The following is a 25,941-nucleotide window of genomic DNA, read 5'->3' on the forward strand; positions in this document are numbered from 1 at the left end:
GCGCGCTATCCGGCGGTCGCGGCGATGAACACCACCGCCCCGACCACCACCAGCGCGGCGGCCAGGAAGGTCTGCCGGCGGGCCCGGCGCAACGCCTCCCGGACCTGCCAGGCGTGCGCGGTGGCGAGCAGCCAGCGCAGGTACGGGTCGGTCCGGGCGATGTTGCGGCGCGCGGTGGCGAGACCTGCCCGGAGGGCGGCCCGCTCCTGCGGCGGGGCCGTCGACAGGCGGCAGGTGATCTCCGCAGCGATCCGGCGATGACGCAGCAGACCGTCGACGTCACCGGCGTACCCGCCGAAGTGGTACCAGGGCTCGGCCTCCAGCCGCTCGCGCAGGCCGCGCAGCTCCGGCCCGGTGAGCGTCGCCGGCGTGGTCATCGGCGGGACGAGCACCTCGCTGGTCCGCCAGATCGCCCAGGCCACGCCGAGCAGCGTCACCAGCAGACCGCCGCCCGCCCATACCGCGTGAGCCCAGTCGGTGACCTTGCCGGCGGCGATCAGCGGGCCGCCGCCGAGCAGCAGCGCGCCCACCGCGCCGGCCGAGGAGATGATCCACCGTGCCGCCGCCCGACTGTCAGCGACCGAGTCCAACGGGGACGGCAGCGTGTCCAACCCCGCGCCGGCCGTCGGCGACTCCCCGGTCATCGGCTGTCGTCGCGGAAGACGACACCCAGCGGGCCGTTGGCGTCGTCGGGCAGATCGGTGTACGGCACCCAGCGCTGACCGTCGAAGAACTCCAGCTCGCCGCTGTCGTTGATCCGCACGGCGTTGACCTGCGCGAGCTCCTCAGGATCGTCAGCCATGGATACAGTATCGGTCAGCCCGGCAATCCATCCCGGCGTCGGGTCGTCCGCCGGGCGACCGCAGGGGGCCTTCGTGATCCGGTTGACAGTCAGCGCGAGCGAGGTGGTCCTGGCCGTCCGGGACGACCGGCACCGACATCCGGTGGGCCCAGCCGATCAACGCACCGCCGACCTGCTCTGGCGGCTGCGCGGCGGCCCCTCGGTGGAGCTGTCGTACGAGGTCGGCGTCGCGCTCGGCCGCCGCTTCCTCGACGCCCCGGGCCCGGCCCTGCGCGCTGAACTGGCCCGCCCCGGCCGGCACCGGCTCGGCATCGAGGTCGTCGACCCGGCCCTGGCCGACCTGCCGTGGGAGACCCTGGTGCTGCCCGGTGAGGAAGTGCCGCTGGCGCTGCACCCCGACGTCGACGTCTGCCGGACCGGCCCCGACACACCGGCACCCACGGTCCGGGTGGACGGCCCACTGCGGATGCTCGCGGCGATCGCGAGCCCGGACGACTCGACCCAGCCGCTGCTGGACCACGAGCGGGAACTCGGGCGGATCCTCGGCGCTGTGGAACCCGGCCATCGGCACGGGGTGCGGGTGCGCGTCCTGGAGTGGGGCAGCGCCGCCGCGATCCGGGGCGCCCTCGCCGAGGAGCCGTTCCACGTCCTGCACGTCTCCAGTCACGCGCGCCCCGGCGCGCTGCTGCTGGAGACCCCCACCGGCGCGGAGGACCGCGTGGACGCCGCGCGGTTCCTGGCCGAGGTGCTGCCGCCGGGCCGGGCCGTGCCGTTGATCGTGCTGGCCGGCTGCTCCACCGCGCGGCAGGATCAGCGGGAGCTGCCCGGGCTGGCCGGCGCGCTGCTGGCCCACGGCGCGCCGGCGGTGTTGGCGATGAACGGGACGGTCAGCGACGGGTACACCATCGAGTTCTGCGCTCGGCTCTACGAGCGGTTGGCCGCCCGCAGCGAGCCGGAGCTGTTGGCGGAGGTCTCCGCCGTACGCCGCGAGCTGGCCCCGACCGCCGCCGAGTGGTGGATGCCGACGTTGTTCCTGGCCGACCCCGGGCTGCGGCTGGCCGGCGGACGGGACGGCGCGGCCGTCGCCGCGCCGCCCGGCCAGTCGATCGTCGGGGAAGGCGTGGTTCGCGCACCAACGGACTTCGTGGGCCGCCGGGAGATCCTGCGTCGGCTGTCCCGGGGAAAGCTTCGGGTGCTCGTCCACGGCATCGGCGGGATCGGCAAGACGAGTCTCGCCGCGGAACTCGCGCGGCGGTTCCGCGACGCGGATGGCATCGTCGTGGCGACCCACGGCGACGCCACAGTCGACGGGATCCTCGACGAGCTGCGCCGCCAGGTGGAGAGCCGATGCGCGGGAGCGGCACCGGACGACCCGCTGCGGCGATGGCTCGTCGCCCTCGCCGAGCCGGGCCAGGACTGGCGGCGGCGGTTGGACACGATCGGCATCGGCGACCCGCCGCTGCTGCTCGTCCTCGACAACGCCGAGGACGCCCTGGACGCCGAGCACCGGTTGGCCGATACGGACCTGGCCGCGTTCCTCGCCGCCTGGGCGTCCCGCCACGAGCTGGTCGTGACCAGCCGGCACCCGTTCCCGGTCGCCGGCCTCGAGACCTGTCACCTCGGTCCGCTCTCCTGGCAGGAGACCCGCAAGCTGCTGTGGCGGCTGCCGGGCGTGGGCCAACTGGCGCCGGCGGAACAGCAACGGATGTGGCACCGGCTGGGTGGGCACCCACGCGCGCTGGAATACCTCGACGGCCTGCTGCGCGGCGGCAACGCTCGATCCGACGAGATGGCCAGCCGACTGGCCGCGGCCGGCGGTGGCCGGGATGCCGGACCGGCAGCGGTCGGCGCGCCGCTGGCCGAAGCCGGTGCGCTGGCCGCCGAGGATGTGCTGCTGCCCCGGCTGCTCGCCCGCCTGGATGCCGTCCCGGCGGCCCGTCGGTTGCTGCTCGGCGCGGCGGTGTACCGCACTCCGGTCGACCGGACCGGCCTCGCCTGGCAGCTCGCCGACGCGAACGGCGGCGACCCACCACCGGAACCCGCAGGGCTGGACGAGTCGGTCGAGACGCTGTCACTGCTGGGGCTGCTCGCCCCGGTGACCGGGGGCCACCTGGTGCACCGGTGGACGGCGGCGAGCCTGCTGCGGATCGCCGGCCGCGACGCGGTGATCGACGCGCACCGCCGGGCGGGCCGTTACTGGGGCTGGCGGGCCCGGTCCAGCACCGAGCAGCACGACTTCATCCGCCGGGCCGTCGAGGCGCGGTACCACCACCTCGCCGCGGGTGACACCGACGACGTCGTCACCTACTCCGAACTGGCCTGCCAGGAGTTGCACGCGGCCGGGCACTGGGCCTGGGAGGAGAAGATCTGGCGAGAGCTACTGCCGATGGCGCCCCCGGGCTCGGCGCGCGGCGCGAGCTTCCTCAAGGGACTCGGCGACGTGCACCTCAGTCGGGGCGAGTACCCGCAGGCGACGCAGCGCTACGAGGCGGCGCTTGCCGTCTACCGGGATCTCGGCGACGACAGCGGGGTCGGCAAACTCCTGCACCAGTTGGGCCTGGTCGCCGACAACCGGGGTGACCGGGCGACCGCGGACCGGCTGTTCCAGGAGGCCTTGGCGATCCTGAGCCGGCTCGACGACCGCTCGGCGGTCTCCCGGACCCTGCACCAGCTCGGCGGCATCGCCCGCGGCAACGGCGACGGCGAGCTGGCCATGTCGCGTTACCTGGAGGAGCTGGCGATCGCCCGGGACCTCGACGACCTGGAGGGGATCGCGGCGAGCCACCACCAGATCGGCGTCCTCGCCTTCGAGGCCCGGGACTTCGTGAAGGCGGAGCAGTGCATCCAGGTGGCGATCACCACCTACGGACGGTTGGGCGTCCGGGTCCAGCAGGGCAGCGGGCTGGTGATGCTCGGGCGGATCGCCCTCGCCCAGTTCGCGTACGAGACCGCCGAGGAGCGGGTCCGCGCCGCCCTGAAGATCTTCGAGGAGGTCGGCAGCAACGGTCACATCGCGGAGTGCTCGCTGCTGCTCGGTCACCTCGCCCGCGACCTCGACGGCCTCGAATTCGCCGAGAGCTGCTTCGCCCGCGCCCGGACGATCGTCGCGGCCCTCGGCGAGGACCCGCTGCTGCGCCGCTGCGACGAACTGCTCGGCGGCGTCCGAACCGTCCTCGGCCGGGCTGCCGAGGCGGTGCCGCACACCCTGAACGCGATCGGCGGGGACGACCAGCCGCCGCTCCAGGCCGCAGTGGAATGGCTGGCCGTGCAGCGCCTGGAACTGGGCGCGCAAGCCTTCTCCGCCCTGCTGGCCCGGCACCTCGACCCCCGGCAGGCGGCGCAGCGGGCCGAGTGGGTCGCGGCGTACCTGCGGTTCCGGTTCGACGTCTCCCACCCGACGCCGCTCGGCAGCGCGTACGTCCTGCTCGCCATCGCCGCCGCCCAGGCGGGTGAGTTCGGCACCGCCCGGATGTGCCTGCTGCGGGCGTTACCGATCTGCGCCGCCGCCGGCTACCAGGCGGGGGTCGCCAAGTGCCACGAGGACCTCGGCCGGGTGGCCCTGGAGACCCGCCGGCTGGCGGAGGCTCGGTCCCGCTACGAGCAGGCGTTGCAGGTCTACCGCGTGCTGCGCCACGAGCCCAACCAGGCCATCGTCCTGCACCAGCTCGGCCGGGTCTGTGAGGAGCAGGAGGATCTCGCCGGCGCGGACGCGTCCTACCGCCGCTCCATTGCGATCAAGAAGCGGCTCGGGAACCTGTCGGGCGTCTCCAACAGCACCTTCCAGCTCGGCCGGGTGGCCGGCCTGCGCGGCGACCAGGCCCTGGCCGAGCGGTGCTACCGGACCTGCCTGCGGATCGACCGCGAGCAGGGCAACTGGGAGGAGGTGGCACTGGACCAGGTGGCGATCGGGCAGCTACGCGTCGAGCAGGGCCACCCGGCGGAGGGCATCCCGCTGATCGTCGAGGCACTGAGCATCGACCGGCAGATCGGGTCGACGAACGCGGCGCTCGACCTCAACGCGCTGCGCGAACTGCGGGCCGGGCTCGGCGACGAGGCGTTCACGGCCATCCTCACCGACACCGTCGGCGCGGCCCACGCCGTTGAGGTGCTCGACCTGATCGCGGTGCTACCGACCACGGCCGAGCCGACCTGACCCACCCGTACACTCGGTTGATGGCGAACCGCCCGCGGCACCGGGGTCGATAGACAGATGAGGGCGTCGACCGCAGACATCGTGATCTTCGATTTCGACGGTGTACTGCTGCGCGGGGACGCATTCGGGCTGTTCCTGCGACGCACTGCCTTCGCGGGTGCTCGGCTGCCGCTCGCCGTCGCCGCGCTCGTCCTCCTCGCGCCCATCGCCACCGTTCCCGCCCTCCGTCCGTGGGCGGCCCGGTGGGTGAGCCGGATCGGCTTGCTGGGCCGGAACGCGGACGAGTTGCGGGCGGAGCTGGAACGCTTCGGCGCGGACCTCGGTCAGGAGCCGGGGCGGATCATCGCGCCCGGTATGCGGATGATCCGTACCCACCTCGCCGCCGGCGACCGGGTCATCGTGGTGACAGCGTGCGAGCACACCCTGGCGCGCGCGGTGCTCGACGCGATCGGCCTCGCCGGGGTCGAGCTCGTGGCCTCGCGCATTCGCGGGCCGAGCCTGATCGTGCACAACCACGGGGCGACGAAGATGGCGCAGCTCGCCGGCCAGGGGGTGACGCCACCGTGGCGGGTGGCCTACAGCGACTCGCTGTCGGATCTGCCCATCCTCGGCGCCGCCGAGCAGCCCGTGCTGGTCAACGCGAACGCGCGTCAGGTCGCCCGGGCGCGCCGGTTACTCGGTGCCCGGCTGACCACCGTCACCTGGCTGGGTGGCGAGGGCCCGGGGGTCCGCCGATGAGAGGTCGCTACGACAACCTGACCCGCACCCGTGCTCTCGACCCGGAGCGCGACTACCTGGCCATCTACCAGACCATGCTGCGCTACGAGTTTCCGTGGGACATGAAGCTCGGGCTCAACCTCGCCTTCAACCGGTCGTTCTCCATCCCCGCCATCGCCGCCGTGCACACCGCGACGGGCGAGCTGACCGAACGCACCCAGAAGCGGATCGACGACACCGGCCTGCTGATGTACGAGATGGTGCTCAACGGCTTCGACCAGCCTCGGGGCCGCGAGGCGTTGCGGCGCGTCAACCAGGTCCACCGCCGGTACGACATCAGCAACGACGACTTCCGCTACGTCCTCGGCTGTCTGGTCGTGATCCCCACCCGGTGGTTGCAGGAGTACGGCTGGCGCCCACCCTGCTGTCACGAACGTCGCGCCACGTACCTGTTCTATCGGGAACTCGGCCGACGGATGGGCATCACCGACATCCCGGGGTCGTACGACGAGTTCGAGACCTGGTTCGACGCGCACGACGCAGCTCACCTTCAGCCCAACGACGACGCGGCGGCCATCGAACGCGCCACCCGCATGCTGATGCTCACCCGGATCCCCCGGATGCTCGCTCCCCTGGGAAACGCTCTGGTCAGCGCCCTGTACGACGCGCCGCTGCGGCGCGCAACGCGGGTCGACACGCCGGCCTGGCCGGTCCGGACGGGGTTGCACCTGGCCTTGCGGGCGCGCTCGCGGTTGCAGCGGCGGTTCGGGGCACCACGGACGACCGCGTTGTTCGCCGACGGGATCAAGGCCAAGAGCTACCCCGACGGGTACGAGATCAGCCAGCTCGGATCCCACCAGGACGGCGTGCGGGAGTAGCACGTCGGCAGTGCTGGAGTCGCCGGCTCGGACGCGCCCCAGGCCCTGTACTGCCCGTGCGAGGTCACCGCGGAGAACCGGCGCGCGAGTGGGACCGGTCCGCCGACTGTCCGGTGGGGACAGTCGACGGACCGGCTCTCAGCGGACGTCGGTGGTGGTCCAGCGTGGGGAGGCGGTGGTGACCGGGACAGTGTCACCGACCAGCGTGGTCACCGCCTGGGCGTCCCGCCGCGCGCTGGTGCCGACCCACAGCTCGACCTCGCCGGGCTCCACCACACGGGTGAACGTGCGGTCGGAGAAAGCCAGGCGGGTGGTGGGCACCGTCAGCTCGACAGTGACGGACTGGCCCGGTTCCAGATGGACCCGCCGGTAGCCGAGAAGCTGCGCCACCGGCCGGGTCACCGAGGCGACCACGTCGCGACCGTAGAGCTGGACGACCTCGTCGCCGGCGACCGCGCCGGTGTTCGTCACCCGCACTGTCACCCCTACCGCCCCGCTGGTGGGCACCGTGCTGGGCACGGTGAGATCGCCGTACGCGAACGTCGTGTAGGACAGGCCGTGGCCGAACGGCGCCACGGGCGTCGCCAGCAGGTTGGTCCCCGCGTTCCCCGCGCCGAGGGTCGGGTGCAGGTAGGAGTACGGCTGCGCGCCGGCCGACCCGGGCAGGGTGATCGGCAGCCGACCCGACGGGTTGACCCGTCCGGAGAGCACGCCCGCGATCGCCCCGGCGCCCTCCTCACCCGGGAAGAACGCCTGCACCACCGCCGCGCAGCGTGAGAGCGCCCAGCCGACCGTGTACGGCCGGCCGGTGAGCAGCACGAGGACGACCGGTGTGCCGGTTGACAGCACCGCCTCGACCAGTTCGCGCTGGACGCCGGGCAGTTCCAGGTCGTCCCGGTCGCAGCCTTCGCCGACTGTGCCGCGTCCGAAGAGGCCGGCGTGGTCGCCGACGACCAGGACGGCCACGTCCGCGTCGGAGGCCGTGGCGACGGCCCCGTCGAAGCCGGACCGGTCGTCGGTGTCCACGTCGCAGCCGCGTGCCCAGGTGACGAGATCGCCGCCGAACTCGGCCCGCGCGGCGTCGAGCACGGTCGGCACCTCGATGCCGGTCTCCACGCCGGGGTGCTGGACGAGGACGTGGTTGAGGAACGAGTAGCACCCGAAGACTGCGCTCTGCCGGTCGGCGTTGGGGCCGATGAGGGCCACCCGTCGCCCGGCGGGCAGCGGCAGCACGTCCCGGTTGGCGACCAGCACTATCGATTCCTCGGCGAGCCGGCGGGCGATCGAGCGGTGCTCGGGCGAGTCGAGGTCGATCGCCTGGGGCGGCTCGTCGCTGAAGGTCGCGTCGAGCAGACCCAGGTCCTGCTTCTGGCGCAGCACCCGCAGCACCGCGCGGTCGACGAGCGCCTCGTCGAGCTTGCCCGCCCGCACCGACTCCCCCAGGGTCAGATAGGCGTCGCCGGTCGGCAGTTCGACGTCGAGACCGGCGGTCAACGCCTGCCCGGCCGCGTCCGCGTGATCGCTCGCCACGTGGTGCAGCAGGTTCAGGAACGCCACCCCGTAGTAGTCGGCCACCACAGTGCCGTCGAAGCCCCACTCGTCCCGCAGGATGCCGGTCAGCATCGTCGGGTCGGCGGCGACCGGCACCCCGTCGATCTCGGTGTACGAGTGCATGACGCTGCGGGCGTCGCCGTCGAGGATCGCCATCTCGAACGGGGGGAGCAGTACGTCGGCCAGTTCCCGGCGGCCGATGTGCACCGGGCCGAAGTTGCGCCCGGCGCGCGAGGCGGAGTAGCCGGCGAAGTGCTTGAGGGTGGCGTGCACCCCCTGCGACTGGAGGCCGCGCACGTACGACGTGCCGATGGTGCCGACCAGGTACGGGTCTTCGGCGATGCACTCGTCGACCCGACCCCAGCGGGGGTCACGGATCACGTCGAGCACCGGAGAGAGCCCCTGGTGCACGCCCAGGGCCCGCATCGAGACGCCGATCGCCGCGGCCATCTCGGTGACCAGTTCGGGGTGGAACGCGGCACCCCAGGCCAGCGGGGTGGGGAACGTCGCCGCCTTCCACGCGGACAGCCCGGTGAGGCACTCCTCGTGGACGATCGCCGGGATGCCGAGCCGGGTGCCGGTGACCAGGTCTCGCTGGAACTTCCACAACCAGGCCGCGTGTTCGGCCGCGTCCACCGGGCGGGTGCCGTAGGTGCGGGTGAGGTGACCGAGCCCGTGCCGGGAGAACTCTTCGAGCTTGGCGTTCCCGCCGAACTCTCCCTGCATCGGTGCCACCGCCTCGCCGTCCTCCTTCTCCCAGAAGCCGACGAGCTGGGCGATCTTCTCCTCGATCGTCATTCGGCCGAGGAGGTCGCGCAGGCGAGCCTCGCCGTCGTGCCCGTCCGGTCGGCCGTGCTCCGGACCTGACTGAGCCGGCGTCGGCCCGCCCACTACCGTGTGGACCTGAGTCATGCTGTGCCTTCCCGTGGTTGTGCTCGTGCCGCTGCCGCTCAGCCCTTGACCGCGCCCTGCAGGCCACCGACGATCTGCTTCTCGGCGAGCGTGAAGAAGAGCAGTGCCGGCAGCATCGCCAGCGAGGTGAAGGCGAGTACGCCTGCCGTGTCGGTGGTGTACTGGCTGGAGAAGTTCTGCACGCCCAACGGCAGGGTGTGCAGGTTGACGTCGCTGAGGACGAGCAGCGGCAGCAGGAACGAGTTCCAGCTCGCCACGAACGCCAGGACGCCAACGGTGACGAGCGCGGGCCGCGACAGCGGCATCGCGACGCGCCAGAGGAAGCCGAGCCGACTCGCACCGTCGATGGCGGCGGCGTCCTCCAACTCTCTCGGGATGGCCGAGAGGAAGGGACGCAGGATCACGATCGTCAGTGGCAGTGAGAAGGCGACCTGCGGCAGGATCACCGCGTAGTAGGAGTTGATCAGGTTCAGGTCCCGCAGCATGAGGTAGAGCGGCAGGATCGCCGCCCCGGCCGGAAACAGCAGGCCGAGGGTGAAGAAGGTGTAGAGCCCTTCCCGCCCGCGGAAACTGTAGCGGGCGAGCACGAACGCGGCGGCCAGTCCGAGCACGACCACGGCCAGCGTGGTTCCCAGGGCGATGACCGCGCTGTTGAACGCCTGTTGCCAGAAGTTGCTCTGGGTCAGCACCCTGGCGTAGTTGTCCCAGACGAACGGGTCGGGCAGGCCGGCCGGGTCCGCGACGATCTGCGGGGTGGTACGGAAACCGCCGATGACCACGTAGATGACCGGGGCGATCGACACCGCCGCGATCGCGAGGGCGAGCGCGTAGGTGAGCGGCGTGCCCCAGGAGACCTGACGGCGTCCAGGGGACAAGGGGAGAACCGAGTTTACGGCCATCGTCACTTCGCCCTTCCGGTGATGGCGCCCTCGATGTCGCGGCGGAGCAGGAACCGCTGGAACAGCAGCGCCGCCACGAAGGAGATGACGAACAGGATTACCGCCACAGCGTTGCCGTAGCCCCACAGCCGGGCGAAGAACCCGTTGTCCACCATGTATGTCGCCATGGTGGCCGATGCGCCGAGGGACCGCACCGCGGGCACCGAGGTCACCCAGATCATGTCGAAGATCTGGAGCGAGCCGATCATGGACAGGAACATCCAGATCCGGATCGTCGGGCCGAGCAGCGGGATCGTGACGTGCCGTTGGATCTGCCACCAGCTCGCGCCGTCGATGGCCGCCGCCTCGGTCAGCTCGTCGGGCACATTCGACAGCCCGGCGAGCAGCAGGATGATGGCGAAGCCGACGTATTTCCAGGTGAGAACAGCCAGCAGGGTCCAGATGACCACATCTAGGTCCGCCAGCCAGGCTTGCACCAGGCCGCCCATTCCCAGCGACCGCAGCAGCGCGTCCACGGTGCCTTCGCTGGTCAGCAGCAGCTTCCACATGATGCCGACGGTGACCTCGGCCAGCACGTACGGCACGAACACCAGCAGGCGGAACACCGCCCGCCCACGGAAGCGGCGGTTGAGCAGCAGGGCGACGCCCAGGGCGACCGGGCCCTGGATCAGCAGCGACCCGAACACGATGATCGCGTTGTTGCGCAACGCGTCGAGGAAGATCGGGTCCTGGAAGGCGAGGGTGTAGTTCCGCAGACCGACGAACTCGGTGGGAGGCCCGACCCCGCGCCACCGGAACAGGCTGTAGTAGACCGCGAAGCCCATCGGCACCAGCACGAACATCACGTAGATCAGGACGGCCGGCGTGGTGAGCCCGATGATCTCGTACCACTTGCGGCGGTTGTCGGCTCGGCGGGCGGACTCGCGCCCGGCCTTGTGGGGGCCCGCCGGCGACGCGGGAGCGCCGCCGGCGGGCATACGGAGCTGGTTGGCGGAGGTCACTTGCTTGCGGCCGCCTTCATTGCCGAGACGACCTTCTCAGGCGTCCCGTTGCCGGCGAAGATGGCGACGATCGCGTCGTTCATCGCGTTGCCGACCGTGCTGCCGTAAGCCGTGTCCAGCCAAAGTTGGACGTAGGTCGCCCCGGAGGTGGCCTCCAGGATGGACTTCAGCGCGGGGTCCTTCACGGCGTCCGCCGCACCCTTGGCGACAGGCAGGCCTGTGCCGGTCTCGGCGTAGCCCTTCTGCACCTCGGGGCTCACGAGGTACTTGAGGAACTCGACGCATTCGGCCGGGGCGTTCTTGGCGCAGGAGAACCCGTCGCCACCGCCGAGAGCCGCCTTCGGGTCGCCCGGGGAACCGGAGATCGCCGGCACCGGGAACCAGCCGAGGAACGACGCGAGCTTGGCCTTGTCCGTGGTGACGGTGTCCAGCGTGCCGCGGTTCCAGTCACCCATGAGTTCCATCGCGGCCTTGCCGTTGGCGAGCATGCCGTTGGCGCTGGTCGGGTCGTTCTGGCCCGGCGTGGCGATGAAGTTGGGCTGGAACGGCTTGGTGTCGATGAACGTCTTCAGGTCCTGGCCGGCCTTCACGAAGCACGGATCGTCGAAGGTCTTCTCGGCAGCGGCCTTCTTGAGGGCGTCGACCGAGCAGGCGCGCAGCGCCATGTTGTACCACCAGTGCGCGGCCGGCCACTTGTCACCGGCACCCACGGCGATCGGAACGACGTTGATCGCCTTGAGCTTGGTGACCGCGGCGTTGAGCTCCTCGAAGGTGGTCGGCGGCGCCGCGATGCCCGCCCTGGCGAACATCTCCTTGTTGTACCAGACGCCCTCGATGCCCATCCGGAACGGCAGGCCGTACTGCTTGCCCTTGACCTGCCAGATCTCCGCGGCGCTGCCGATGTCGCCGACCTCGGTCTTGGTCTGGTCGGTGATGTCCTTGAGGTAGTCGGCCTCCACCTGCTCGGTCATCTCGCCGCCGCCCCAGGCCTGGAAGACGTCCGGCGGGTCGCTGCTCAGCAGCGCGGCAGGGAGCCGGGTGCGCTGGAGCTGGTTCGTCTCGATCGCCTCGATCTCGATCTTGACGGTGGGGTGGAGCGCGGAGAAGTCCTTGGCGACCTTCTCCCAGTAGGTCTTGCCGGGCCCGTCCTGTGAGGCGTTGTGCCACCAGCTCAGGGTCACCGGGTCCTTGTACAGCTCGGTCTGAGGGGCCGCCTCTTCGCCGCCGCCGGAACACCCGGCGAGGACGACAACACTTGTCATTAATAGTGCCAGGACGGCACTCGCACGCCGCTTCGTTGCCATCGATGTCTCCTCGACTAGTCAGTCGCGGTACTCGGCCTGCGGCGAAGTTTTACAGTCATGTAACTTGATGTCAATCGGTATCGATAACGTTTTCGAGTCGCTGACGACGCGACGGCGCCGGGGCCCTATCATCATCGACGTGGTGTTTCAGCAGCGCGTCAAGATGTCGGATGTGGCACGTACCGCCGGCGTCTCGGTCGCGACCGTGTCGAAGGTTGTCAACGGCCGCTACGGCGTGGCCCGGGCAACCGTGGAGCGCGTCCAGCAGGTTATCCACGAGCTCGGCTACGAGGCGAGTCTGGGGGCGCAGAGCCTGCGCAGCCACCGCACCAACGTGCTCGGCATCCTGGTCGCCGAGTTCGAGCCGTTCTCGACCGAGCTGCTCAAGGGCGCGTCGCAGGAGGTCGCCGGGAGCGGATACCAGCTTCTGGCCTACTCCAGCGGGGACGGCGAGGGCGCCGCCGTGGGATGGGAGCGACGCTCGCTCGCCCGGCTCTCCGGCACACTCATCGACGGCGCCGTGATCGTCACGCCGACAGTGGTCGAGACCGAACACAGCTTCCACGTCGTGGCCGTCGACCCACACACCGGGCCGTCGCACCTGCCCACAGTCGATTCGGACAACTTCGCCGGCGCGGTGCTGGCGACCAACTACCTGCTGTCCCTCGGCCACACGCGGATCGGGCACATCAGTGGACGCGCCGACCTGATGTCCGCGCAGCTGCGCGAGGCCGGCTTCCGCAGTGCGATGGCCGAGGCCGGCGTGCCGGTCGACGAGCGGCTCGTCCGCGTCGGCGGGTTCCGGATCGAGAGCGCCGCCGGCACGGCCGCGGAGCTGCTCGCCCTCACCGACCGGCCGAGCGCGATCTTCGCGGGTAACGACCTCTCCGCGATCTCCACGATGACGGTGGCCCGGGACATGGGCCTGTCGGTGCCCGACGACCTGTCGGTGATCGGCTTCGACAACGTACCGGAGTCGGCGCTGGTCAACCCGCCGCTGACGACCATCATGCAGCCGCTGCAACGGATGGGCGCCGAGGCGTTGCGCCTGCTCGTCGACCTGATCGCCGGCGTCGAACGCGACACCCACATTCGGCTCCCCACCGAGCTGGTCATCCGTTCCTCCTGCCGCCCGCTGCGCTGAGGGCCAGGCAGCGCAGGACCCCGGCCGTCGCCGTGGCATCCGGGCCCACGCGACAGGGTGGCGGAACGTGAATCTCACCTAAGTCGACAATTCCTCCCCTAGGTTCGGTGCGCAGGACGCCGCCGAACCGGGGAGAGACGTGGACGACTATCCGGCGATCGAGGATCACGGGCTCATCGGCGACCTGCAGACTGCCGCGCTGGTGACGTGCGACGGGACTGTCGACTGGTTCTGCGCGCCGCGGTTCGACTCGCCGAGCATCTTCGCCGCCCTGCTCGACAAGGAGAAGGGCGGCTACTTCCAGATCGCGCCGCACGACGTGCGGTACGTGACCAAGCAGCTCTACCTCCCCGGCACACCCATCCTGATCACCCGGTTCATCAGCGCCGACGGGGTGGCCGAGGTGATGGACTTCATGCCGGTCACCGGCGAGCGGGCCACCGACGCGCACCGGCTGGTCCGCACCGTCACCATGGTCCGCGGCAGCATGCGCTTCCGGGTGGAGTGCCGTCCGCGGTTCGACTACGCCCGCGAAGAGCATCAGCTTGAACGCCACCACAACGGTTACGTCTTCCGCAGTCGGTCGGCGACGCTGACGTTCAACCCGGTCGACCCGGTGCGGCGGTTGATCTCCGAACAGGGTGACGTCCACCTCGAGGGCGGCGACCTGGTCGCCTACGGCACGCTGAACGAGGGCGACACCGGCGGGGTGGTCCTGGAGACGGGCGGCACCGAACCGCGCATCTTCGCGCCGGAAGAGATCCAGGGCATGTTCGAGTGGACCCGGGACTACTGGCGGCGCTGGCTCGAACGTTCCCGCTACACCGGCCGCTGGCGGGAGATGGTCGAGCGCTCGGCCATCACGCTCAAACTCATGACGTACGCGCCGACCGGCGCGATGATCGCCGCGCCGACCGCCGCGCTGCCCGAACTGGTAGGCGGAACCCGCAACTGGGACTACCGCTACACCTGGGTACGCGACACGTCGTTCTCGGTGCACGCGCTGCTCGGCCTCGGCTTCACCGAGGAGGTCAGCCGGTACATGAACTGGCTGGACGAGCGGATCCGCGAGGCCGGCGACCACCAGGACCCGTTGAAGATCATGTACCGGGTGGACGGCTCCTCCGACCTGCACGAGGAGGTGCTGGACCATCTGGAGGGCTACCGGGGCTCCCGGCCGGTACGGATCGGCAACGGCGCCGCCGACCAGCTCCAGCTCGACATCCACGGCGAGGCCCTCTACGCCATGCACCTCGCCGACGAGCAGGGCATCCGCGTCTCGCACCAGGTGTGGAAGAGCACCGTCCGGCTGGTCGACTGGCTCTGCCACAACTGGGACCAACCCGACGCCGGTATCTGGGAGAGCCGCCACCACCCCCGCAACTACACCTTCGGTCGGGTGATGTCCTGGGTCGCGCTGGACCGGGCCATCCGGCTGGCCACCCGCACCGGTCGCCCCGGGGACATGACCTGTTGGACCGAGCAGCGCAACCGCATCTACAACCAGGTCATGGAGCGCGGATACGACCGGGCCCGCGGCACCTTCGTGCAGGCGTACGACGAGAACGTGCTGGACGCGGCGCTGCTCGCCATGCCGGCGGTCGGTTTCGTCACGCCGAGCGACCCGCTGTGGCAGTCCACCTTGCAGGCGATCGAACGCGAGCTGGTCTCCGACAGCCTGGTCCACCGGTACGACCCGGTCCACTCCCCCGACGGCCTTCCGGGCCACGAGGGCACCTTCAACATGTGCACCTTCTGGTACGTCGAGGCGCTGGCCCGTTCCGGCCGCCTCGACGACGCCCGACTCACGTTCGAGAAGATGTTCACCTTCAGCAACCACCTCGGCCTCTACGCCGAGGAGATCGCCGCGACCGGGGAGCAGATCGGCAACTATCCCCAGGCGTTCAGCCATCTCTCACTGATCAACTCAGCGCTGACGCTCAACGACCTTCTCGACACCGAGGCCGACGCCCGCCGCCGCCGGTAACGCCCACATGGCTCCGGTCAGCCGCCGCCGGCGCGGAGCCGACGGCGGGAAGGGCTTGACGCGCCCACGTCCATCGCGCATGGTCGATATGCATCGACCATCTCGAATGTATTGACGCGGGGAGAACCGATGAAGGCATTCGTCACCACCGTCTCGGTTGCGGCAGTGCTGCTCCTGGCAACTGGCGGCGCATCCCACGGCCAGCCGGCGGCCGACCCGCCCTGCACCGGGCAGATCCACCCGAACCCGGGGTTCGAGGGCGGCACCACCGGCTGGACGGCCGGCCCCCGCATCGTCGTGCTCGGCGACGCGACCCGGCCCGCACACACCGGCCGCGCGTACGCCACTTTCGCCGGGCTGGACGTGACGCGTGGCGATCTGCTGCGCACCACCGTCACAGTGCCGGCCAACTGCGACCTGACGGTCCGTTTCTGGGTGCGGACCACCACCACGGAGACCAGCCGCGGCGACTACCTGAACGTCGGGCTGGCGGTCACCGGGGTACCCCCGAAGACGAGGTTCTCGCTGGCCTTCGACGGCGGGGCGCAGTGGCGGCAGTACGTCATGTCGAGCGGAACCGCCACTACCGCACGCACCGCGACGGCCAGCTTCCTCGCCAGCGAGACGGCCGGCAACGGCGCCACCGCCTTCGACGTCGACGACGTGTCCTTCACGTTGAGCTGACCTGGCCGGTGCGGCCCTCCACGCCTCACTGCCTCTGCTCCGACCGTCGACTCCGCCCGGGGCCCGACCGATAACACACCGGCCTGAGGCCGAAGGGCACCTCGCCGTTCAACACACATCCGCAGAACAGATGAAGACTGGACTGTCAATAAGAAAATGGGATTGGTGAGGCCACAAGCAGCCGAGGAACTGCAAGGCATTGAGATTCCGATCTCTGCCGGCGGATTCCCTGGCCGGTGAGGGAAACGGACTCTAGGCTTGCCGCCGAATGCGCTGCGGCTCATCCGGGCCGAGGGTTACCCCGATCCAAGGATTCGCGAATGCACCAGAAGTCTGCCCTGAGCAACGGCACCGCTGGCGTCGGCGAAGGAGCACCTGTCGGCCAACTGCCGGCCTCTACCGCAGAGGGTGCCGCGCGCCGATCCGCTGTCGCCGAGGAACAGGCGTTTCTGGACTTGGCCACGGCCCGGCGCGACAGGCTGGCCGATCACCTACAGGTCGAGCTTTCGTCGGAGCCCCTGGACGCGTTGGAGCGGGCCCGGCAGCGCATGCTCCGGCTGCAGTACGACGAGCTACGGCGAGCAGAGGAAGGGCTGGTCTTCGGCCGCCTCGACGGCCTCGACGGCACGGTGCGCCACGTGGGCCGTGTCGGTCTCCGTAACGACGGCGAGGGCAGTGAGCCACTGCTGGTGGACTGGCGCGCTCCCGCAGCTCGGCCGTTCTACACCGCGACGGCTGTCGACCCTCAGGGTCAGGCGCGGCGCCGGCACATCCGTACGACGGGATCGGCCGTGGTCGGCGTGGACGACGAGCCACTGGACGGGAGCGCAACGGCGGAACTCGTCGGCGAAGGCGCTCTGCTGGCCGCTCTCGACCAGCGCCGCACCGGTCGCATGTCGACGGCGATCTCCACCCTGCAACGAGAACAGGACGACATCATCCGGGCGGACGCGACCGGCCCGCTGATCGTCCAGGGCGGTCCCGGCACGGGCAAGACCGTTGTTGCCCTGCACCGCGTCGCGTACCTGCTGTTCACCCACCGAAAGATGGCCGACCAGGCGGTCCTGGTCCTGGGCCCCTCGCCGCGGTTCCTTCAGTACATCGCCCAGGTGCTGCCCGCGCTCGGTGAGACCGCCGTCGTTTCGGCGACCTGCGACACCCTGCTGGCCGACGTTCAGGTGGGCCGCGACGAGAGCCGGCTTCTCGCCGAAATCAAGGGCCGCGCTCTCTGGCAGCCCACGCTCGAAGGCTATGTCGCGTCGCTGCTCCCCCGACCGCGCGAGCTGAAGCTGCGCTGGGAGGGCGACTTCTACGTGATTCCGGCCGCGACTGTGGCGCAGGCCCTCGCCTCGGCGGTGCAGGGACGCCCGTACCACCGCGCCCGCGCGGCGTTCGCCGAGCAGTTGCACCACCTCCTCGCCGATGTCGTCGCCGAGCAGCGCGAGGCGCTGATGGCGGAGATGGAGGAGGGCTTCGAGGACATCCTCGCCCGCGTCGACAAGGGCATGGGGCAGGACCACTCCTCCCCCCGGACGTCCACCGGCAGCGACATCGACGGGTTGCTCTCGGAGGAGGAAGTCGAGCAGCTTCGTTGTCGTATCGCCGAGAACGCCACCATCGCCCGGTTCGTCGAGGCGTGGTGGCCCACCCTCGACGCCGAAACCCTGCTGGGTGACCTCCTGACCGACCACACCCTGCTGACCCGGTTCGCCCCACAGCTGTCCCCTGAGGAGATCACCGCCGTCACGGCCGAGCCCACCTTCTGGGCATCGAGCGACATCCCTCTGCTCGACGCCCTCGCCGACCTGCTCGGCGAGGTCGGCACCCCGCAACCACAGGGCGAGTTCCTCGCCGACCGCGCGCGCCGCCAGCGCGGCTGGGTGTATGGCCACGTCGTCATCGACGAGGCGCAGGAGTTGTCCGAGATGCAGTGGCAGATGGTTCTCCGGCGCTGTCCCAGTCGGTCCATCACCGCAGTCGGCGACATCGACCAGGCCGAGGCAGCGCATCGGCACACCAGTTGGGCACAAGCGGTGCGGGCTGCATTCGGAAACCGCTGGACCGCCGCGGAACTCACCATCTGCTACCGGACCCCGCGCGAGGTCATGGACCTCACCGAACCGGTCTTGAAGAAGGCTGGCAGCCACAACACCCCGCCACGAGCGGTGCGCTCCTCCGGCATCGCCCCCTGGGAGCGCACTGTCACACCGGCTGAGCTTGCCGGCGCCGCCGTGGAAGCAGTGCGACAGTTGCAGCAACGGTGGCACGGCGGCACCGTCGGCGTCATCGCCCCCGCGGAGCGCATCGCCACACTCCACGCCGTGCTGAGTGATGTGCCAGTGCTCACCGCGACCCAGTCCAAGGGACTGGAATGGGATGCGACGCTCCTCATCGACCCTCAGGGCATCGCCGCCGAACCGCGCGGTTGGAACGGCCTCTACGTCGCGCTCACCCGATGCACCCAGGAACTCGGACAGCTCACACCCACGCAGCAGTCGCCGCACCCGTGACGAATCCTCCGTCTGGTGCGCTGGCCGGCCAGGAACCCCGCACCGCGACGTCACCGCCGGTCGCCGGTGTCCACCGACCGTCGGTGATCATTGAGCGGTGATGACCCCTGCGGCGCCGCCGGCCGAATCCGGTGCGTTCTCGTTGGCAGTTCCGCCACTGTTCGCCGCGTTGGCGCCGGCGCGGAGCATCCTCATCGCCGGAGCGGGCGGGGGTTTCGACGTGTACGCGGGCCTGCCCTTGGCGTTCGCCTTGTGGGGCGCCGGCGCGCAGGTGCACCTGGCCAGCCTCTCCTTCTCGGAACTCGAGTTGATCAACCGGGACGCGTGGGTGGTGGAGCACGTCGCGGCGGTTCAGCCGGACACCGCCAGCTCCGACTGGTACTTCCCGGAGCGAACGCTCGCCCGTTGGCTGGCGGCTCAGCAACTGCCGTCGACGGTGTACGCGTTTCCGCCGCTCGGTGTCCAGCCGCTGCGATCGGCGTACCGGCACCTGGTGGAACACCTCGACATCGACGCGGTGGTGCTGGTCGACGGCGGCACCGATGTGCTGCTGCGCGGCGACGAAAGCAACCTCGGCACTCCGGTGGAGGACGTGACCAGCCTGGCCGCCGTGGCCGCGCTGGACGTACCGGTAAAGCTGGTGACCAGTCTGGGCTTCGGCATCGACGCCTACGACGGCGTCAACCATGTCGAGGTGCTGGAGAACCTGGCCGCGCTCGACCGCGACGGTGGTTACCTCGGCGCTCTGTCCATCCCCGGTTCCAGCCGGGAGGCGGAGCTCTACCGCGCTGCCGTCGCTGACGCCCAGGCGGCCACCCCGCAGCGGCCGAGCATCGTTCAGGGACAGATCGCCGCCGCCACCAGCGGCGAGTTCGGCGATGTCCGATTCACCCGACGCACCGGCGGTGGCGACCTGTTCGTCAACCCGCTGATGGCGATCTACTTCACCGTCGATCTCGACAAACTCGCGGCCCGATGCCTCTACCTCGACCGCATCGAGAACACCATCGGCAGACGGCAGGTCATCACACGCATCCAGACGTTCCGCGACGAGCTTCTCGGCGCGCGCATCCCCCGCGCCTTCCCGCACTGATCCGACACCGCGCCCAGCCGGCCCGGCATGCCTGCCACCGTCAATCCTGCTGACTGACTCACCGAAGGCCCATCACAGCTTCGGCGAGCCCTCGTCAACCTTGACGACTCTTGGACATCTGCATCGAGCGGGCGGTGGCGCGGGCGGCGGTGTCGATGAGGTCTGCGACCGGGCCGGGTTGCGAGACTGCCACGGCGTGGGAAGCGGCGATCTCCACTGCCGTGGAACCCGCCCTGTCGGCCAGGAAGCGCTGCAAGTCTGGCGGAATGCCCTGGTCCTGGGTGGTGATCAGGGTCCAGGAGGGAATCGTCTTCCAGGCGGCCTTGGTCACGCCTTCCTCCTGGGCGCTCGCGGAGGCAGGCCGCTGCGTTGCCGCCATGACTTCGGCGGTGCTGGGGTCGACGTCGGCGGCGAACACCTCGGGGTACTTGTCCTGGAAGATGTACTGATCCATTGTCGTGCCGCCGTCGTCGGAGGGGATCGGCACCATGTTGATGCTGGTGGCGAGCTGACTTCCGGGGTACTTGGTGAGCAACCCGATCACACTTTCGCCTACGTCCGGGCTCACGCTGGCGACGTACACCAGGGCCTTGACGTTGGCGGCACCGGCCGCGGCCTCGGTCATGACCAGCCCGCCGTAGGAATGGGCGGCCATCACGACCGGTCCGGGCAAGCTGTCCAGAAGAGCCCGAACGTAAGCGGCGTCCTTCTGCACACCGCGCAGCGGGTTGGCGACGGCAATGACCGGGTACCCCCGACGTTTGAGGTCGGCAATCACCCCATTCCAACTCGACGAGCCGGCGAATGCCCCGTGGATCAGCACAACTGTCGGCATCTCCTGGGCAGACATGTCAGAAGCAGTGCTCATCTGGAGTTCCTTTCGAGAGGCCTCGCCACCCGCTGCCCGCGGTTGCAGGCCGGACGAATGAGGACGGTCGGCGGAGCATTTCCCCGTGAACCAGCCCGCGATCCCGACTCAGATGGGGTTGCAGCATCCAGAATTCAGCATTGATGAGGCCACTGTCAGCGAGATCGAAGAATGAAGCGCCTCGCCAAACCTCCGACACATATAAGACCGAACGTTCTGTCGCTAAGATGGTGGGATGGCGAGCGACGAACCCACTGCCCGGCCCTCCGAGGCACGCCTCAAGCTTCTCCGCACGGCGACCAGGATCTTCTACGCGGAGGGCATTCACGCCGTCGGCGTCGACCGGATCATCGCCGAGGCGAAGGTGACCAGGGCTACTTTCTACCGTCACTTCCCCAGCAAGGACGACCTCATTCTGGCCTACCTGCGTGAGGTCCATCAGCTGGAGCGCGGCATGGTCGACGAGGCCCTCGCCGCCAACCGATCGCCGGTCGATCCGCTCCTGGCCATCACCACTTCCATCGCCCAGAACATCCAGTCCCCCGGGTTCCGTGGGTGCGCGTTCCTGAACGCCGCGGCGGAATATCCGGACACGAACCATCCCGTACACCAGGAACTCATGGCCCACCGGCAATGGTTCCTGGAAACCATCACGATGCTCATGGCACAGGTCCACGAAGGAACGGCGGATCCCGCAGCGCGCCACTTCGTCATGCTCCGCGACGGCGCGATGGCGGCCGGATGTCTCTCCGACCCCACGTTGGTCTCCGAGACCTTCCTGCGCGGTGTCGAAGGGCTCCTCAGGATCAACTCGGAGCGTCAGTCGGCGGAGTCAGCCGGTTAGCCCCAGCCCGCACGACCAGAGCTGGGCCACCCCCGGGTGAGGGATGACCCAGCTCATCGGCGATGGCGCGGACGGCAGCACGGCTCAGATCAGCGGCCGTACGCCTCCAGCAAGCGCAGCCAGATCTCGCTGACGGTCGGGTACGCGGGCACTGCGTGCCACAGCCGCTCCAGTGGGACCTCGCCGACGATGGCGATCGTCGCGGCGTGGATCAGCTCCGCGACGTCGGGGCCGACGAGGGTGAGGCCGACGATCACCCGTCGGTCCTCGTCCACGACCATCCGGGCCTGCCCCTGGTAGCCGTCGGCGTGCAGCGCGGCCCCGGCGACGGCGGCCAGGTCGTAGTCGACGACCCGGATCCGCAGTCCAGCGGCCTCGGCGGCGGCTGCGGTCAGCCCCACCGACGCGATCTCCGGGTCGGTGAAGACGACCTGCGGCACGGCGCGCTCGTCGGCCGTGGCGACGTGCCGACCCCACGGGCGGTTGTCTGCCGTTTCGCCAGTGGCCCGCGCCACGATCACGTCGCCCACCGCGCGAGCCTGGTACTTGCCCTGGTGGGTCAGGAGCACACGCCGGTTGACGTCCCCGGCCGCGTACAGCCATCCGTCGCCGATCAACGCGCCGGCACCGTCGACCACCCGCAGGGTGTCGTCGACAGTGAGCCAGGCGCCCGGCTTCAGGCCGATCCGGTCGAGGCCGACGTCGTGCGTGTTCGGCGTACGGCCGATCGCGACGAGGATTTCGTCGGCCTCGACCTGTTCGCCGTCGGTGAGCGTGATGTGCACGGTGCCGTCGCCGTCACGGTTCACGGACGTGACCTCGGCGCCGAGTTGCACCGACACGCCAGCGTCCCGCAGGGACTGCGTGACCCGCTCGCCGACGAACGGCTCCGCCAGCGTGAGCACTCCGTCGCGGACGAGCACCGTCACCGCCGATCCGAGGCCGGCGTACGCGGTCGCCATCTCCGTGGCCACCACGCCACCACCGATGATGGCGAGCCGGCCGGGAACCTCGCTCGCGGCGGCTGCCTCACGGCTGGTCCACGGTGCCGCCTCGCGCAGACCGGCGATGTCCGGCACCAGTGCGCCACTTCCGGTCGCGATGACGACCGCGTGTCGGGCGGTGAGCGACGTGGTGGCGCCGTCCGCGCCGGTCACCTCGACGATCCGGTCGGAGGCAATCCGCCCCTGGCCCCGATACAGGGCGATCCCCGCGGAGTTCAGCCAGGACACCTGACCGTCGTCCTTCCAGTGCGAGGCAAAGTCGTCCCGGCGGCGCAGCACGGCCGTCGCGTCCAACTCGCCGGTCACCGCCTCGCGCGCTCCGGGCAGCTGACGAGCCGCCCGGAGCGCGCTCTGGCTGCGCAGCAGCGCCTTGGTCGGCATGCAGGCCCAGTACGAGCACTCGCCGCCCACCAGTTCCCGCTCGACGATCGCGGCGGTCAGGCCGCCCTGCACGACGCGGTCGGCGACGTTCTCCCCCACCGGCCCCGCGCCGACGACAACGACGTCGTACGTGGCGTTCTGCACGTCAGTTTCCCTTCGCGGCGCGGCCGAGGCGGATGGCCGCGATGAGGAAGAAGATGGCGCCGGGGATGGCGTAGCCGATGGCGTTGGTCAGCGCCGGGTTGTCCGCGGAGGCGGCCGCGACGAACGATCCACCGGCGATGACGGAGATGCCACCGCTGATGATCATTGGCCATTGGCCACCCATCTTGCGGCGGGTGACGGCCACGATCAGCTGAACCAGTCCGGCCACGACCGCCCAGGCGCCCCAGACGCGCAGGACCGCAGGGATGCCGGACGCGCCTGCGACGCCCAGGCCCACAGCGGCGAGCAGGCTGATCGCGACGTTCACGTACAGCAGGGTGGGTGATCCGGTAGCCCGCGACGCGCGGACGTCGACGATGGCGGCGGCCACGTCGAACAGCGGGTAGAGCACGAGCAGCGTGGCGGTGAGGGGGTTGAGGTGCTTGGCGAGGGGGAACGTCACGGCAGCCCAGACGATTGCGAAGGCGAAGCGACCGAAGTACAACCGCCGCAGGGCAGCGGCCGTCGTCGAGATGCCGGGAACGGCAACGGTGGTCATGGTCATCCTCTCGGTGATTCCGGAGCGAAGGGACGCCCAGCGGGGGTGCGGGCCGCCGCCGGGAGGGGAAGGGCGGTGCTACTCGATGTTCGAGAACAGCCCGGTGATCTCCACCTGGGCGCCCTGGAGCCCACCGAAGACGGCACCGGCGGCGGGCGTCGCGACTGCGGCAGACGCGTCCTCGTAGCTGGCGAAGTACAGGTCGAGCGTCCGGTACGCGGGGGTGGGCGTGCCGTCCTCCTTCGGCCACACCTTGGCCGACTCGACCCGCTGCAGCTTCGGGAACGTCTCCGCGGCCCGGCGTACGTCGGCGTAGACCTTCTCGAACTCGTCGGGGTCGGCGGGGTTACCGATGACAAGGGTGATCTTGGTGGGCACGGCGCTCTCCTTCAGGCACAGCTGTCCACCCGGCTGGCACCAGGTAGAACGAACGTTCTGTCTGCGAGAACCGTACCTGCTCAGCTTTCCGCCGTCAAGACCGACCGTTCTATCTGACGGCCGTGATCGCGTTGGAACTCGCCGCTACCCGGGTAAGAGACGCCGGTTCGGCGTAAAAGCGCAGTTCGTGGCCGGCCGGGCGGTACGCGACCTACCGGGTCATCGCGGCGACGGTCGCGTCACGCCTCGGAGTCGGGATCTCCAGACGTCTCCCGTCCGATCGGCGAGGCGGAAACCTCCAGCGGCTGGTCCCGCCTTCGCAGCGCGTCGAGGAGCGCGACCAGGGCCAGCACTCCGGCCACCACGCTCAGCCCGGCCATCGGCGCCCAACGGGCCAACAGCGGCGTGAACAGCAGCAGGGCTGCCAAGCCGATGATCTGGGATCGGGAGGCGTGGCCAAAGATCTCGTACTCCAGCCGCATGCGGGCGACGAGGAAGAGCATCGGACCGCCCACCACGAACAGCAGCCAACTGGGTCGAGGCTGCCCGAACGGATGATCGATCACCAGTTCGTAGCCGACCGCCGTGACGAGCACGCTGAGCAGGAGCAGCAGATGCGTCCGTTCCGACACCGCGCCCAGCCGGCCGGGCATACCCGCCCGGTCGAACGCCTCCGTCAGCAGCAGACCGGCGCGGTGGAAGTAGATCCGCCACAGCAGCGCGCTGGTGGCGAACGCGACCGCGAAGGCTGCTGCCCGCTCCGTGGAGTAGTCGGCGCCGCTGAAGACCACGCCGATGACCAGAATCGACTCACCGAGCGCGATGAGGACCATCTGCTGATAACGGTCCGCGAGATGGGTCCCCGCGATCCGCCACCGACCTACCTTCGACACCCCGAGCCACGGCAGCGGCCAGCCCAATGTCCAGGCGAGGTAGTCGACAGCGAGGGCGACAACCCACAGCGGCAGGCGAAGGTGATCCGGGCCCAACGCGCCGAGAAGCCACAGCGGCGCGCTCGCCAGAGCCCACACGACAAGCCGGAAGGGCACCAGCCGTCGCGGGTGGCCACGCAGCGCGGCGGCGACCACGAGCGGCCGCACCACCATCACCGTCAGGTACGCGACCGCGAACGGCAGCGCTCGCTCCTCCATGGCGCGGGGCAGCGTCACCGCCATGATCAGGCTGGCGAACATGGTGCCGACCACGACGGCCTGGATGATCGGCTGCTCCGGTTCGTACCGGCTGGTGATCCAGGCGGTGTGCGACCAGATCAACCAGAGCGCCAGAAAAAGCAGCAGGGTGCGCCCGAACCCCGTGACGAGCGTCCAACCGGTGTCATCGCCCAACCCGGCGAATCGTTGCGAAACCCGGGTGAGGGCCACGACGAAGGCCAGATCGAAGAACAGCTCCAGGAACGTCGCCCGACCCGAACTCCTTGGAGGGCGCAGCAGCTCGGCACCCCGCCCCGCCGCCATCGCCCGCCTCCGTCCGCCCCTCGCTACCAAACGAGCCGGACGCCAGCGGAGTTGCGTCAACGCTCACCTGGTGTCTGGCGTGGCACCGCACGCTGTTGTCCCTGACCCGCAGAGCGCGCGGCTGAGCGCAGGTGATGTGCGGGTTGCCTGCTCGATACCCTGCGTCTGTGCTCCGACCTCCACCTCATGACACAGACCGCTCGCCCGGGACCCAGGTGCGCGGTGGATGAGGTGGAAGAGGTGTGGACGCACGCCGAGTTGGATGACCTGAACATCATCTGGAACCACGCCGCTGACTACGGCGCTGACGGCGAGGCTCCCCACGGCACTCCACCCGGGATCGTGCAGCTGTCGCACCTGCTACGTGTCTACAACTCAGTGATGGGTGGCGGCTTGGGCTTCGCTGTTGAGGTGAACGAGCCCTTCCGGCTGAGACGAGCCGTGGACGCGTTGCGGTACTTCGGATTGTCGGAACTCGCCGAGCTGCTGGCAGACGTCATCGAGCACGATCTGGACGGTGACCACGCCGATTCCCGGGACGACGACCTGGAGACCCTCCTCGGCCCCCGAGGCGAGCCCCTAGCAACTGCGTTCAGGGTCAGAGCTGCTGACAGCCCCGCCGACTTCGGCCTGGAATGAGGGCGGCGCGTCTG

The 25,941-nt window shown here is 70.0% G+C and carries 21 protein-coding genes; 10 read left to right on the forward strand and 11 right to left on the reverse strand.

Annotated features, from left to right (window positions below):
• Positions 1–5: 5 nt before the first annotated feature.
• Positions 6–644 carry a hypothetical protein gene (locus OG598_RS14570; protein ID WP_328654946.1) on the reverse strand — a complete coding sequence of 213 codons (639 nt, stop codon included), beginning with the start codon at positions 642–644 and terminating at the stop codon, positions 6–8.
• Positions 641–802 carry a hypothetical protein gene (locus OG598_RS14575; RefSeq protein WP_328654947.1) on the reverse strand — a complete coding sequence of 54 codons (162 nt, stop codon included), beginning with the start codon at positions 800–802 and terminating at the stop codon, positions 641–643. Before OG598_RS14575 ends, OG598_RS14570 begins: the two co-directional genes overlap by 4 nt.
• Between OG598_RS14575 and OG598_RS14580 the strand changes: the two genes are divergently transcribed.
• The 3 genes from OG598_RS14580 to OG598_RS14590 are packed head-to-tail and all read left to right on the forward strand — an operon-like array spanning position 801 to position 6,550.
• Entirely contained in the window at positions 801–4,955 is a 4,155-nt protein-coding gene (locus tag OG598_RS14580) for a tetratricopeptide repeat protein (RefSeq protein ID WP_328654948.1), read from the forward strand. The two genes, OG598_RS14575 and OG598_RS14580, sit on opposite strands and share 2 nt — an antisense overlap.
• Positions 4,956–5,012: 57 nt before the next feature.
• Positions 5,013–5,693: a haloacid dehalogenase-like hydrolase gene (locus OG598_RS14585; RefSeq protein WP_328654949.1), complete on the forward strand. Its 681-nt coding sequence runs from the start codon at positions 5,013–5,015 to the stop codon at positions 5,691–5,693.
• The gene (locus OG598_RS14590) at positions 5,690–6,550 is read left to right on the forward strand and encodes an oxygenase MpaB family protein (RefSeq protein ID WP_328654950.1); all 861 of its coding nucleotides are present in this window, start codon (positions 5,690–5,692) and stop codon (positions 6,548–6,550) included. Before OG598_RS14585 ends, OG598_RS14590 begins: the two co-directional genes overlap by 4 nt.
• A gap of 138 nt (positions 6,551–6,688) precedes the next feature.
• Here OG598_RS14590 and OG598_RS14595 read toward each other — a convergent pair whose 3' ends face one another.
• The 4 genes from OG598_RS14595 to OG598_RS14610 are packed head-to-tail and all read right to left on the reverse strand — an operon-like array spanning position 6,689 to position 12,217.
• Complete coding sequence (locus OG598_RS14595) at positions 6,689–9,013, reverse strand: glycoside hydrolase family 3 N-terminal domain-containing protein (RefSeq protein ID WP_328654951.1); 2,325 nt, start codon at positions 9,011–9,013, stop codon at positions 6,689–6,691.
• Positions 9,014–9,051: 38 nt separating this feature from the next.
• Positions 9,052–9,918: a carbohydrate ABC transporter permease gene (locus OG598_RS14600; protein ID WP_328654952.1), complete on the reverse strand. Its 867-nt coding sequence runs from the start codon at positions 9,916–9,918 to the stop codon at positions 9,052–9,054.
• On the reverse strand, positions 9,915–10,913 hold the full coding sequence (locus OG598_RS14605) for a carbohydrate ABC transporter permease (protein WP_328654953.1): 999 nt from the start codon (positions 10,911–10,913) through the stop codon (positions 9,915–9,917). Before OG598_RS14605 ends, OG598_RS14600 begins: the two co-directional genes overlap by 4 nt.
• Positions 10,910–12,217 carry an ABC transporter substrate-binding protein gene (locus OG598_RS14610; RefSeq protein WP_328654954.1) on the reverse strand — a complete coding sequence of 436 codons (1,308 nt, stop codon included), beginning with the start codon at positions 12,215–12,217 and terminating at the stop codon, positions 10,910–10,912. Before OG598_RS14610 ends, OG598_RS14605 begins: the two co-directional genes overlap by 4 nt.
• A 139-nt stretch (positions 12,218–12,356) precedes the next feature.
• Between OG598_RS14610 and OG598_RS14615 the strand changes: the two genes are divergently transcribed.
• The 5 genes from OG598_RS14615 (at position 12,357) to OG598_RS14635 (ending at position 19,635) form a co-directional block, all read left to right on the forward strand.
• Positions 12,357–13,361 carry a LacI family DNA-binding transcriptional regulator gene (locus OG598_RS14615; protein ID WP_328654955.1) on the forward strand — a complete coding sequence of 335 codons (1,005 nt, stop codon included), beginning with the start codon at positions 12,357–12,359 and terminating at the stop codon, positions 13,359–13,361.
• 139 nt (positions 13,362–13,500) lie between these two features.
• Complete coding sequence (locus OG598_RS14620) at positions 13,501–15,348, forward strand: glycoside hydrolase family 15 protein (RefSeq protein WP_328654956.1); 1,848 nt, start codon at positions 13,501–13,503, stop codon at positions 15,346–15,348.
• A 129-nt stretch (positions 15,349–15,477) separates the two neighbouring features.
• Positions 15,478–16,032 carry a hypothetical protein gene (locus OG598_RS14625; protein ID WP_328654957.1) on the forward strand — a complete coding sequence of 185 codons (555 nt, stop codon included), beginning with the start codon at positions 15,478–15,480 and terminating at the stop codon, positions 16,030–16,032.
• Between the two features lie 320 nt (positions 16,033–16,352).
• Entirely contained in the window at positions 16,353–18,542 is a 2,190-nt protein-coding gene (locus OG598_RS14630) for a HelD family protein (protein ID WP_328654958.1), read from the forward strand.
• Between the two features lie 100 nt (positions 18,543–18,642).
• Entirely contained in the window at positions 18,643–19,635 is a 993-nt protein-coding gene (locus OG598_RS14635) for a DUF1152 domain-containing protein (protein ID WP_328655336.1), read from the forward strand.
• A 94-nt stretch (positions 19,636–19,729) separates the two neighbouring features.
• Here OG598_RS14635 and OG598_RS14640 read toward each other — a convergent pair whose 3' ends face one another.
• Positions 19,730–20,503, reverse strand: a complete 774-nt coding sequence (locus OG598_RS14640; RefSeq protein WP_328654959.1) for an alpha/beta fold hydrolase — start codon at positions 20,501–20,503, stop codon at positions 19,730–19,732.
• A gap of 235 nt (positions 20,504–20,738) precedes the next feature.
• On the opposite strand from OG598_RS14640, the gene OG598_RS14645 reads away from it, so the two are divergent.
• Positions 20,739–21,347: a TetR/AcrR family transcriptional regulator gene (locus tag OG598_RS14645; protein ID WP_328654960.1), complete on the forward strand. Its 609-nt coding sequence runs from the start codon at positions 20,739–20,741 to the stop codon at positions 21,345–21,347.
• 89 nt (positions 21,348–21,436) lie between these two features.
• Here OG598_RS14645 and OG598_RS14650 read toward each other — a convergent pair whose 3' ends face one another.
• From OG598_RS14650 to OG598_RS14665, 4 genes are all read right to left on the reverse strand, one after another.
• The gene (locus tag OG598_RS14650; protein ID WP_328654961.1) at positions 21,437–22,876 is read right to left on the reverse strand and encodes a dihydrolipoyl dehydrogenase family protein; all 1,440 of its coding nucleotides are present in this window, start codon (positions 22,874–22,876) and stop codon (positions 21,437–21,439) included.
• Position 22,877: 1 nt separating this feature from the next.
• Positions 22,878–23,435, reverse strand: a complete 558-nt coding sequence (locus tag OG598_RS14655; protein WP_328654962.1) for a hypothetical protein — start codon at positions 23,433–23,435, stop codon at positions 22,878–22,880.
• 78 nt (positions 23,436–23,513) lie between these two features.
• On the reverse strand, positions 23,514–23,813 hold the full coding sequence (locus OG598_RS14660; protein WP_328654963.1) for a hypothetical protein: 300 nt from the start codon (positions 23,811–23,813) through the stop codon (positions 23,514–23,516).
• A 239-nt stretch (positions 23,814–24,052) separates the two neighbouring features.
• Entirely contained in the window at positions 24,053–25,288 is a 1,236-nt protein-coding gene (locus OG598_RS14665) for a low temperature requirement protein A (RefSeq protein WP_328654964.1), read from the reverse strand.
• A 222-nt stretch (positions 25,289–25,510) separates the two neighbouring features.
• Between OG598_RS14665 and OG598_RS14670 the strand changes: the two genes are divergently transcribed.
• Entirely contained in the window at positions 25,511–25,927 is a 417-nt protein-coding gene (locus OG598_RS14670; RefSeq protein ID WP_328654965.1) for a hypothetical protein, read from the forward strand.
• Positions 25,928–25,941 lie beyond the last annotated feature (14 nt).

Origin of the sequence: Micromonospora sp. NBC_00330, from assembly GCF_036136635.1 — a bacterium.
In the GTDB taxonomy this organism is placed as follows: domain Bacteria; phylum Actinomycetota; class Actinomycetes; order Mycobacteriales; family Micromonosporaceae; genus Micromonospora; species Micromonospora salmantinae.

What these genes read in the sequence shown, in the direction of transcription:
- OG598_RS14570 (WP_328654946.1), bottom strand. Translation starts at nt 644, where the DNA reads ATGACCGGGGAGTCGCCGACGGCCGGCGCGGGGTTGGACACGCTGCCG.
- OG598_RS14580 (WP_328654948.1), top strand. Translation starts at nt 801, where the DNA reads ATGGATACAGTATCGGTCAGCCCGGCAATCCATCCCGGCGTCGGGTCG.
- OG598_RS14575 (WP_328654947.1), bottom strand. Translation starts at nt 802, where the DNA reads ATGGCTGACGATCCTGAGGAGCTCGCGCAGGTCAACGCCGTGCGGATC.
- OG598_RS14585 (WP_328654949.1), top strand. Translation starts at nt 5,013, where the DNA reads ATGAGGGCGTCGACCGCAGACATCGTGATCTTCGATTTCGACGGTGTA.
- OG598_RS14590 (WP_328654950.1), top strand. Translation starts at nt 5,690, where the DNA reads ATGAGAGGTCGCTACGACAACCTGACCCGCACCCGTGCTCTCGACCCG.
- OG598_RS14595 (WP_328654951.1), bottom strand. Translation starts at nt 9,013, where the DNA reads ATGACTCAGGTCCACACGGTAGTGGGCGGGCCGACGCCGGCTCAGTCA.
- OG598_RS14610 (WP_328654954.1), bottom strand. Translation starts at nt 12,217, where the DNA reads ATGGCAACGAAGCGGCGTGCGAGTGCCGTCCTGGCACTATTAATGACA.
- OG598_RS14625 (WP_328654957.1), top strand. Translation starts at nt 15,478, where the DNA reads ATGAAGGCATTCGTCACCACCGTCTCGGTTGCGGCAGTGCTGCTCCTG.
- OG598_RS14630 (WP_328654958.1), top strand. Translation starts at nt 16,353, where the DNA reads ATGCACCAGAAGTCTGCCCTGAGCAACGGCACCGCTGGCGTCGGCGAA.
- OG598_RS14635 (WP_328655336.1), top strand. Translation starts at nt 18,643, where the DNA reads ATGACCCCTGCGGCGCCGCCGGCCGAATCCGGTGCGTTCTCGTTGGCA.
- OG598_RS14640 (WP_328654959.1), bottom strand. Translation starts at nt 20,503, where the DNA reads ATGAGCACTGCTTCTGACATGTCTGCCCAGGAGATGCCGACAGTTGTG.
- OG598_RS14645 (WP_328654960.1), top strand. Translation starts at nt 20,739, where the DNA reads ATGGCGAGCGACGAACCCACTGCCCGGCCCTCCGAGGCACGCCTCAAG.
- OG598_RS14655 (WP_328654962.1), bottom strand. Translation starts at nt 23,435, where the DNA reads ATGACCACCGTTGCCGTTCCCGGCATCTCGACGACGGCCGCTGCCCTG.
- OG598_RS14665 (WP_328654964.1), bottom strand. Translation starts at nt 25,288, where the DNA reads ATGGCGGCGGGGCGGGGTGCCGAGCTGCTGCGCCCTCCAAGGAGTTCG.